This window comes from Parasphingopyxis sp., from assembly GCF_052168275.1.
Lineage (GTDB): Bacteria > Pseudomonadota > Alphaproteobacteria > Sphingomonadales > Sphingomonadaceae > Parasphingopyxis.
Genome location: NZ_JBQLZM010000041.1, coordinates 1 through 8866, shown reverse-complemented (window position 1 = coordinate 8866; position 8866 = coordinate 1). Strand labels below are relative to the sequence as shown.

The 8866-nt window shown below is 66.4% G+C and carries 8 protein-coding genes and 1 pseudogene; 3 read left to right on the top strand and 6 right to left on the bottom strand.

The genetic code is table 11. The features are described 5' to 3' along the window. Positions 1 to 192: 192 nt before the first annotated feature. Positions 193 to 1131 carry an alpha/beta hydrolase family protein gene (locus tag ACTS1X_RS03695; RefSeq protein ID WP_442613028.1) on the top strand — a complete coding sequence of 313 codons (939 nt, stop codon included), beginning with the start codon at positions 193 to 195 and terminating at the stop codon, positions 1129 to 1131. 10 nt (positions 1132 to 1141) lie between these two features. Then, positions 1142 to 2377, top strand: coding sequence for a kynureninase (kynU, locus tag ACTS1X_RS03690; RefSeq protein ID WP_442613027.1), 1236 nt, complete (start codon positions 1142 to 1144; stop codon positions 2375 to 2377). 165 nt (positions 2378 to 2542) lie between these two features. On the opposite strand, the gene ACTS1X_RS03685 is transcribed toward kynU, so the two are convergent. The 6 genes from ACTS1X_RS03685 to ACTS1X_RS03660 form a co-directional block, all read right to left on the bottom strand. Next, positions 2543 to 3082: a GNAT family N-acetyltransferase gene (locus ACTS1X_RS03685; protein ID WP_442613026.1), complete on the bottom strand. Its 540-nt coding sequence runs from the start codon at positions 3080 to 3082 to the stop codon at positions 2543 to 2545. A 148-nt stretch (positions 3083 to 3230) separates the two neighbouring features. Continuing rightward, positions 3231 to 3785: a peroxiredoxin gene (locus ACTS1X_RS03680; RefSeq protein ID WP_442613025.1), complete on the bottom strand. Its 555-nt coding sequence runs from the start codon at positions 3783 to 3785 to the stop codon at positions 3231 to 3233. Positions 3786 to 3947: 162 nt separating this feature from the next. Next, complete coding sequence (locus tag ACTS1X_RS03675; RefSeq protein WP_442613024.1) at positions 3948 to 4706, bottom strand: ABC transporter ATP-binding protein; 759 nt, start codon at positions 4704 to 4706, stop codon at positions 3948 to 3950. Then, on the bottom strand, positions 4706 to 5506 hold the full coding sequence (locus tag ACTS1X_RS03670) for an MlaE family ABC transporter permease (RefSeq protein ID WP_442613023.1): 801 nt from the start codon (positions 5504 to 5506) through the stop codon (positions 4706 to 4708). The genes ACTS1X_RS03675 and ACTS1X_RS03670 overlap by 1 nt, the downstream gene beginning before the upstream one ends. Then, entirely contained in the window at positions 5499 to 6545 is a 1047-nt protein-coding gene (gene alr, locus ACTS1X_RS03665) for an alanine racemase (protein ID WP_442613022.1), read from the bottom strand. Before alr ends, ACTS1X_RS03670 begins: the two co-directional genes overlap by 8 nt. Beyond that, on the bottom strand, positions 6535 to 8172 hold the full coding sequence (locus ACTS1X_RS03660; RefSeq protein ID WP_442613021.1) for an MFS transporter: 1638 nt from the start codon (positions 8170 to 8172) through the stop codon (positions 6535 to 6537). Before ACTS1X_RS03660 ends, alr begins: the two co-directional genes overlap by 11 nt. Before the next feature lie 177 nt (positions 8173 to 8349). On the opposite strand from ACTS1X_RS03660, the pseudogene ACTS1X_RS03655 reads away from it, so the two are divergent. Further along, a pseudogene (locus ACTS1X_RS03655) lies at positions 8350 to 8866 on the top strand (S9 family peptidase); the annotation flags it as partial.

The window sequence follows — 8866 nt, the reverse complement described above, 5'->3', positions numbered from 1 at the left end:
GGCCTCCCATTGAGTGTACCCTGTTGGGAGGCCGGGAGGGGGTGCGGGCCGGTGCGGCGCTCGACCGACAGGTCGAGTCTGACAAACGAATCCCGCTGCGGCGATTCCCCGCCGGACCTTCCCCCGAACAAAGCCTTGCGCCGAACCATCCGGACAATTGCGGCCTGCGACGCTACCGCCTAGCATGGGTCCATGACCATATTCATTCGCACGGCGCTCGCCGCCTGCCTTGCCGGATTGACCGCCTGCGCCATGCCCCAGCAAAGCTCCGAACCCCCTGCCCCGCCGCCGGCGGCTGCGGACACGGAGATCATGGCCTGGGACGACCTGTTCGCACAGGCCAAGCCCGAAACCGATATCCGCATTCCCTATGGCGAGGGCGATCTGCAGTTTTCGGAACTCTGGCTGCCCGCGGGCGACGGTCCGCATCCGACCGTGCTGATGATCCATGGCGGCTGCTGGCAGACCGATATCGCCGAGCGCGACATCATGAACTGGATCGCCGGCGATCTGCGCGGGCGCGGCATCGCGGTCTGGAACATCGAATATCGCGGCGTCGACCGCGAGGGCGGCGGCTATCCCGGCACCTATGAGGATGTGCTGGCGGCGAGCGATTCGCTGATGGCGAATTGGGAGCGCTACGATCTCGACGTCGAAAATATCGTCGCGATCGGCCATTCGGCGGGCGGCCATCTGGCGCTGTGGCTGGCGGCGCGGCAATCGGCCTTTACCGGCCAGCCGCTGACCAATCGCCACCGGCTGCCGATCGGAACCGTCATCAGCCAGGGCGGCCTGCCCGATCTCGAGGCGGGGATCCGGCGCGAGGGCCATCCCTGCGGCACCGAGGCGCCGCGCCTGATGATGGGCGATCGCCCCGATCTGACCTCGCCGCAACGCATGCCGGCCGCGATGGCGCGCCAGATCCTCGTCAACGCCGAGCGCGACCGGATCGCGCCGCCCGCCTATGCCGAGTCCTATCGCAACGCCAATCTCGCGCGCGATGCGACCGATATCGAGCTGGTCGTGATCCCCGGCGAAGGCCATGTCGAACTCGTGTCGCCCGGCACCGCGAGCTGGGAACGGCAGGTCGACTTGATCGAGATCGCGCTCGGCATCCGGGATGCGGGTTAGGACGGCGGTCATGACCCATTCGCTCGACGATGCCCGCGCCCTCGATGCCGCCGATCCGCTCGCCGGACTGCGCGACGCATTCAGCCTGCCCGACGGCGTCATCTATCTCGACGGCAATTCGCTGGGCGCGCTGCCCAAGGCGACGGTCGCCGCGCAGCGCGACGCGGTCGAGCGGCAATGGGGCGCGGACCTCATCCGGAGCTGGAACGCCAATGACTGGATCGGGGCGCCGCAGCGGATCGGCGCGAAGATCGCGGCGCTGATCGGCGCACGTCCGCATGAGGTGATCGTCACCGACTCGGTCTCGGTCAACCTGTTCAAGCTGATCGTCGCGGCGGCGCGGATACAGAAGGATCGCGCCCAGATCCTGACCGAGCCCGGCAACTTCCCGACCGATCTCTACACCGCCGGCGGCGCGGCGGACATTCTTCCCGACCATGCCGTCCATACCGAGCAGGCCGGCGATCTCGTCGATGCGCTCGGCCCCGACACCGCGCTGATGATGCTGACCCATGTCCATTACAAGACGGGGGCGCGGCACGACATGGCGCTGCTGACCGAGGAAGCGCACGAGGCGGGCGCGCTGGCGCTCTGGGATCTCAGCCACAGCGTCGGCGCGATCCCGGTCGATCTCAACGGCTGCGAAGTCGATCTCGCCGTCGGCTGCGGCTACAAATATCTGAACGGTGGCCCGGGTGCGCCGGCCTTTCTCTACGTTCACGAGGATCTGCAGGAGCAGCTGCGCTCGCCGCTCGCCGGCTGGATGGGCCATGAAGCGCCGTTCGCGTTTCGCGACGATTACGCGCCGGCGCCCGGCGTAACCCGCTTCCTGTGCGGCACGCCGCCGATCCTCAGCCTGCTGGCGCTCGAAAGCGGCGTCGACCTGTTCGCCGCTATCGACATGGAGTCGGTCGCGGCGAAATCGGCGGCGCTGTTCGACCTGTTCGCGGACCGCGTGGAGGAGCGCTGCGCGGGGCACGGCCTCGAACGGATCACGACGCGCAACGCCGCGCATCGCGGCAGCCATATCTCCTACCGCCATCCCGATGGCTGGCCGATCAGCCAGGCGCTGATCGAACGCGGCGTGATCGGCGACTTCCGCGCGCCCGACATTCTCCGCTTCGGCCTGACGCCGCTCTATCTGCGCTTCGAAGACGTCTGGCAGGCGGTCGAGATATTGGGCGACATTCTCGACAGCGGCGTCTGGCGCGAGGACCGGTTCGCGGAAAAGGCCGCGGTTACCTAGGGCGTGATCGGTTCAGATAGGGTCGTCATTGCGAGCGACCGCAGGGCGCGCGGCAATCCAGAGCCGTAGACGCCATCGCATGCGGCTCTGGATTGCTTCGTCGCCCCGAAACAAGTTCGGGGCTTCTCGCAATGACGGTGGCATGCGATCAAGGACGATCGCGCTCTAGGCGGCCGGGCGTTCCAGCACGATCGTCTCCTCGCCTTTGAACTCCGCCCGCCGCGTTTCCACGAACCCGAATTTCCGGGCCAGCGCCAGCGACGGCGCATTGTCGGGCGAGATGATGCAGCAATAGCCGCGCCGGGGCAGATGGGCGTCGGCCCATGCCAGGGCGGCCGCCAGCGCCTCGCTCGCATAGCCCTTGCCGTGCGCCCATCGATCGAAGACCCAGGCGCCCTCGGGCACGTCGGGCAGCGGCGGATCGATCGCGCGCTGGAAATTGCCGAAGCCGAGATTGCCGGCGATCCGCCCGCTCGCCTTCTCCTCGATCATCCACATGCCGTAACCGAGCAGTGCCCAGAACCCCGGCGCGCGGCAGAATTTCTCCCAGGCCACGGCACGGTCCGTCACCACCCCGCCGATGAAATGGCCGACATCCGGTTTCGCGAGCATCTCCGCAAATGCCTCGAAATCCTCGAGGCGGAATGCGCGCAAGATCAGCCTTTCGGTTTCGATGCGCGGCGCGACGATCGCCCTGTCGGTCATGTTCGGCCTCCCTCGCGGGCCGCTTTAGCGACCATGCCGCGCCGGTCCATAGAAAAACCCGCACCGGCCGAGGGGAAGGCCGGTGCGGGTCGAGGTCCAAATCGCGAAGGTTCAGGAGATCGCGATTCAGGGGAGCGGGTCGGTCGCGTTATGCGGCCCGGCGGTTCGCGTCGCGATTGTCGCGCAGCCAGGCGAGTACATTGTCCGGCGTCGATTCGACATACGGATCTTCATCGGTCCCGTCGTCGTTGATGCCGGGCTCTTCGAACCAGGCGACGATCTCGCCGTCTTCGACCACCATCGCATAGCGCCAGCTGCGATCGCCGAAGCCGAGATGGTCCTTCTTGATCAGCATGCCCATGCGGCGGGTAAAGTCGCCCGAACCGTCCGGGAGCATCTTGACCTTTTCAAGGCCGAGATCCTGCGACCATTTGTACATGACGAAGGCGTCATTGACCGAGATGCAATAAACGTCGTCGACGCCGAGCGCCTTGAAGTCGTCATAATAGCGTTCGAACGCCGGGCACTGTTCGTTCGAGCAGGTCGGCGTGAACGCGCCGGGCAGCGAAAAGACCACCGAACGCTTGCCGGCGAACAGATCGCCGGTCTTCACGTCCTGCCAGCGGAACGGATTGGCACCGCCGACGCTCTCGTCGCGCACGCGGGTTTTCAGGGTTACGTCAGGAACATTGCGTCCAAGCATTATTCGGTATCTCCATTATCGGAATTATTGACTGTCTGACGGATCAATGGCCGGACAGGGCAATCGGTTCCAACGGATTTACCGATAGATAGTTAGTGGCAAAATCGATGATTAGTCCATTTTTGATCGAAAACGCGATTTATCGACCGGACATGGGATCGATCAGTCGATCGGCCCGTCCGCCTTGCCCATAACGAACTGGTCGACATGCACGTCGCCCGAATGGCGCAGATCGGCGACCGGACCCGTCCAGATGATCGCGCCCTCGTAGAGCATCGCCACCCGGTCCGAGATTTTCTCGACCGATCCCATGTCGTGCGTAATCGTCAGCGCGGTAATGCCCAGATCGCGCACCAGCTCGGTGATCAGCCGGTTGATCACGTCGGTGCGGATCGGATCGAGGCCGGTCGTCGGTTCGTCGAAGAAGATGATCTCGGGCCGGGGCGCGATGGCGCGGGCCAGCGCGACGCGTTTCTGCATCCCGCCCGACAATTCGCTCGGCCGGAGATCGAGGACGTCCTCGCCGAGCCCGACCCGTTCGAGATTGTCGAGCGCGGTCCGCCGCATCTCGGCCGCCTTGCGAAAACGCCCGCGGGTCAGCGCGAAGGTGACGTTGCGCCAGACCGGCAGCGAATCGAACAGCGCCCCGCCCTGGAACAGCATCCCGAACTTGGCCCGCACGCGATCGCGATCCGCCGCGTTCATGGCGCACACATCCTCGCCGTCGACGAAAATCTGCCCGGAATCGACTTCCATCAGGCCGAGAACGCATTTCAGCATGACCGACTTGCCGCTCCCCGATCCGCCGATGACGGTCACCGATTCGCCGGTTTCGACCGTGAGGTCGACGTCGCGCAGCACATGGTTGCTGCCGAAGCTCTTCACGACGTTGCGCAGCTCGATCTTGGGATGTCCGCTCATCAGCCGAACGCCGTCAGCGTGATGAGGAGGTTGGAGAGCAGGATCAGGACGAACGCCCCGACCACCGCATTGGTCGTCGCCCGGCCGACGCCGGCCGCGCCGCCCCGCGTCCGGAGGCCCGCATAACAGCCCGACAGCGCGATGAAGAAGCCGAACACCGCCGCCTTGACCAGCGACATCAGGATATCGTCGGTTTCCAATATGTCCTTGGTCATCGCGAGATAGCCGGCCGGATTGAAGCCGAGCTTGTAGATCGACAGCATATAGCCGCCGAAAATCCCGATCACATTGGCGATGCAGACCAGGATCGGCAGCGTAATCACGCTGGCGAACAGGCGCGGGGCGATCAGATAGCGGAAGGGATCGGTCCGCAACGTCACCATCGCGTCGATCTGTTCGGTCACCCGCATCGTGCCGATTTCGGCGGCCATCGACGAGGACACCCGGCCCGCGACCATCAGCCCGACGAGCACCGGACCGAGCTCGCGCACCATCGCGATCACGACGATCGCGGGCACCGTCGATTCGGCGTTGAAGCGCTGCCCGCCGGTATAGATCTGCTGGGCCAGCGCGGCGCCGGTGAAGATCGCGGTCAGCGCCACGACCGGCAGCGAGTTCCAGCCGATCTGGAACATCTGGTCGAGCAGCCGGAGCGGATACCAGGGCGGGGTCAGCGCCCGCTGGATCGTGCGCAGCGCAAACAGCGCGACCCGGCCGACCGACGCGAAGCCGCCGACAACCGGTCGCCCGATTGCCGCGAATATCGCCACTAGCGAGCCGATTGCGCCGGTTTCACTCATTCCAGCTGCGCTGATAGCGGCGGCCGAGGGTCGTAAGCAACTCATATTGCGAGAGACCCGATTGCGCGGCGGCCGCCGGAAGGTCGAAATCGATGGCCAGCCAGTCGCCCTCCGCCACGTCCGGCGCGGCGTCGACGGACACCGCGACAAGGTCCATCGAGACCCGGCCGACCAGCGGACAGGCCGCATCGCCGAAGCGCGCGCCGCCGGTGCCCGAAAAGCCGCGCAGATAGCCGTCGGCATAGCCGATATGGAGGATCGCCAGCTCCATCTCCCGGGCGGCGGTGAAGGTCGCGTTGTAGCCGACCGTATCGCCGGGGCCGATCGTGCGCCGCTGGATCACCTGCGCCTCGGGAAAGGCGACCTGGCGGATGTGCGGGACGAGCGCATCGACCTGCACGCCGCCATAGAGCGAGATGCCGGGCCGGGTGAGATCGAAATGATATTTCTTGCCGAGCACGATGCCCGCCGAATTGGCGAGGCTCGTGCGCATCGCGTCGGTGTAGTCGGACAGCGACGCGAGCGCCGCGTGCTGGTCGTCATTCTTCGGATCGCCCGGCTCGTCGGCACAGGCGAGATGGCTCATCAGCGTGTCGATCCGGAGGCCGTCGAGCAGACCGTCCCTCACCTCGCGCACCGAGACGCCGAGCCGGTTCATCCCGGTATCGACCATCACGTCGCAGGCGCCGCCGCCCGCCTCGCGCCAGCGCATGATCTGCGCCGCCGAATTGAGACAGGGCCGGGCGCGGCTGTCGATCGCCACCGCCATGTCCTCGCGCCGGACGCCGTGGAACACGCTCAGCGAGCGCCCCGTGCACAGATCGGCGATCTCGGCCGCCTCGGCCCAGGTCGCAACGTAGAGGTCGCGGCATCCGGCCGCGATCAGCCGCGCCGTCACGTCGCGCGCGCCGAGCCCGTAGCCGTTCGCCTTGACCGCCGCGCCGCACGCCGCAGTGCCGCTCAGCCGGTCGAGCGCGCGCCAATTGTCGGCGAGCGCCGCGCCGTCGAGGCGCAGGCGCAGCGGGGCGTTATCCGTCATCGGCGAAATCGCGCGGCGGCCCGGAAGGGAGGCCCCACCAGGCGACTATGACGCCGAACGCCACGATCGCCCATGTGTACCAGAGCCCGGCATAGATATCCCCGGTGCGCGCGACGATGATCCCGGCGATCAGCGGCAGGAACCCGCCCAGATAGCCGGCGCCGATATGATAGGGGATCGACATCGAGCTGTAGCGGATCTTCGGCGGGAACATTTCCGACAGCAGCGCGGCGACCGAACCGTAGGTCAGCGCCGAGAGCATCGCCGATACGAGCAGCAGCCCGAATATGCCGAGAATGTTGAGGAAGGGCGGCGACTGGCGCGAAAAATCGAAGCCGCGCGCGCCCAGCGCCGCCTGCACGCCGTCGCGCCGCGCCATCCCGTCGGCCAGCCATTCCGGCGCGATCGCTATCGCTTCGCCGCCGACGCTCAGCGCCAGCGTGTCCGCCGGTTCGATGGTGTAGCGGACGCCGCTCGACGTCAGCGTTTCGAGAATGCGGCCGCACTCGCTCTGCTCGTCCCCGAACAGTTCGGCGAAGGGATCGGTCGTGCATTCGGGGCCGGTGACGACGACCGGATTTTCCGCGGCCGCGCGCGCGAGGCCGGGATTGGCGAGGCTGCCCATGCCCCAGAAAATCGGGAACAGCAGCGCCAGCGCCGCGAGCGCGCCGACCATGATCGGCTTCTTGCGGCCCACCCGGTCCGACCATTTGCCGACCATCACGTAGAATATCATCGAAACGAACCCGGCGGAAAAGAGGATCAGCTCGACGGTGAGCTCGTCGACACGCATCGGCCCGCGCAGGAAGGACAGGCCCGAGAAGAAGGCCGTGTACCAGATCGTCGTCAGCACGCCGGTGACGCCGAACAGCGCGACGAAAATCCGCTTCTTGTTGCCGGGATAGCGGAAGCTTTCGGTGAACGGGTTGGCCGAGGTTTCGCCCGCCTCCTTCATCGCCCGGAACACCGGGCTTTCGGAGAGTTTGAGCCGCATCCAGAGCGAGATGAACAGCAGGATGATCGACAGCAGGAACGGGATGCGCCAGCCCCAGGCGGCGAAATCGTCGGCCGGGATCAGGAAGCGGCAGGCGAGGACGACCGCGATGCTGAGCACGAAGCCGCCGACCACGCTCGCCTGGATGAAGGAGGTGTAGAAGCCGCGCTTCTCGGGCGGCGCATGTTCGGCGACATAGATCGCGGCGCCGCCATATTCGCCGCCGAGCGCCAGCCCCTGCAGGATGCGGAGCAGGATCACGATGATCGGCGCGGCGAGCCCGATGGTCGCCGCCGAGGGAATCATGCCGACCCCCGCCGTCGCGACGCCCATCAGGGTGACGGTGACCAGAAACGTATATTTGCGGCCGAGCCGGTCGCCGAGAAAGCCGAACAGGATCGCGCCGAGCGGCCGGAAGCCGAAGCCGACCGCGAAGCCCGCCCAGACGAGCAGCAATTGCAGCGTTTCGTTCCCGGCCGGGAAGAAGGCCTGGCCGATCAGCGCCGCGAGCGTGCCGTAGATGAAGAAATCATACCATTCGAAAACGGTGCCCGCGGACGAGGCCGCGATGACGAGCCGGACCTCTTTCGCGCTCGGTTCGTGCGACGCCGCGTCCAGTGCTGCGCAGGCCATGGAGCCTCCCCTCTCTGTTCGGCGGCCTTCTTGGGAGAAAGAAACCGCAACGGCAAGCGCGCTTTTCACGTCGCCGGCCGGCCGGAAAAAGCCGCGAAAGCCGTTTGCTTTGCTTTCCTTATCCGCTGAACTGCAGCATAGTTGGCAACGTCTTCATCCCACAACAGGGTTCCGCCAATGCGTCCTTTCCTCCTCGCCCTTGCCGCCCTCTCCCTCGCCGCCGCGCCCGCCGCCGCGCAGACCGCGCCCGAACGGACGATCGGCAGCGCCACCCTCCAGAACGTGCCCGAAATCCCGGCCGATGTGGATGCCGCGGTCCAGCGGTTCCAGAACTATCGCAGCGCGGATTTCGAGGACTGGCTCGCCGACGGATCGATCCTCGTCACCACGCGCTTCGGGACGACCGACCAGGTGCACCGCGTGACCGAACCGCTCGGCACGCGCAGCCAGCTGAGCTTCTTCGCCGAGCCGGTCCAGTCGGTCACGGCCATACCGGGCGGCAACCGCTTCGTGCTCGTCCGCGATACCGGCGGCGACGAATGGTTCCAGATCGACGCGATGGGCCTGTCGGGCGAAACCGTGCGCCTTACCGAACCCGTCACGCGCAACCTGTCGCCGGTGTTCACCGACGACGGCAGCCTGATGGTCTGGACGAGCGCCGGACAGGGCACGACCTACACGATCTACGCCGCCA

What these genes read in the sequence shown, in the direction of transcription:
- ACTS1X_RS03695 (WP_442613028.1), top strand. Translation starts at nt 193, where the DNA reads ATGACCATATTCATTCGCACGGCGCTCGCCGCCTGCCTTGCCGGATTG.
- kynU (WP_442613027.1), top strand. Translation starts at nt 1,142, where the DNA reads ATGACCCATTCGCTCGACGATGCCCGCGCCCTCGATGCCGCCGATCCG.
- ACTS1X_RS03685 (WP_442613026.1), bottom strand. Translation starts at nt 3,082, where the DNA reads ATGACCGACAGGGCGATCGTCGCGCCGCGCATCGAAACCGAAAGGCTG.
- ACTS1X_RS03680 (WP_442613025.1), bottom strand. Translation starts at nt 3,785, where the DNA reads ATGCTTGGACGCAATGTTCCTGACGTAACCCTGAAAACCCGCGTGCGC.
- ACTS1X_RS03675 (WP_442613024.1), bottom strand. Translation starts at nt 4,706, where the DNA reads ATGAGCGGACATCCCAAGATCGAGCTGCGCAACGTCGTGAAGAGCTTC.
- ACTS1X_RS03670 (WP_442613023.1), bottom strand. Translation starts at nt 5,506, where the DNA reads ATGAGTGAAACCGGCGCAATCGGCTCGCTAGTGGCGATATTCGCGGCA.
- alr (WP_442613022.1), bottom strand. Translation starts at nt 6,545, where the DNA reads ATGACGGATAACGCCCCGCTGCGCCTGCGCCTCGACGGCGCGGCGCTC.
- ACTS1X_RS03660 (WP_442613021.1), bottom strand. Translation starts at nt 8,172, where the DNA reads ATGGCCTGCGCAGCACTGGACGCGGCGTCGCACGAACCGAGCGCGAAA.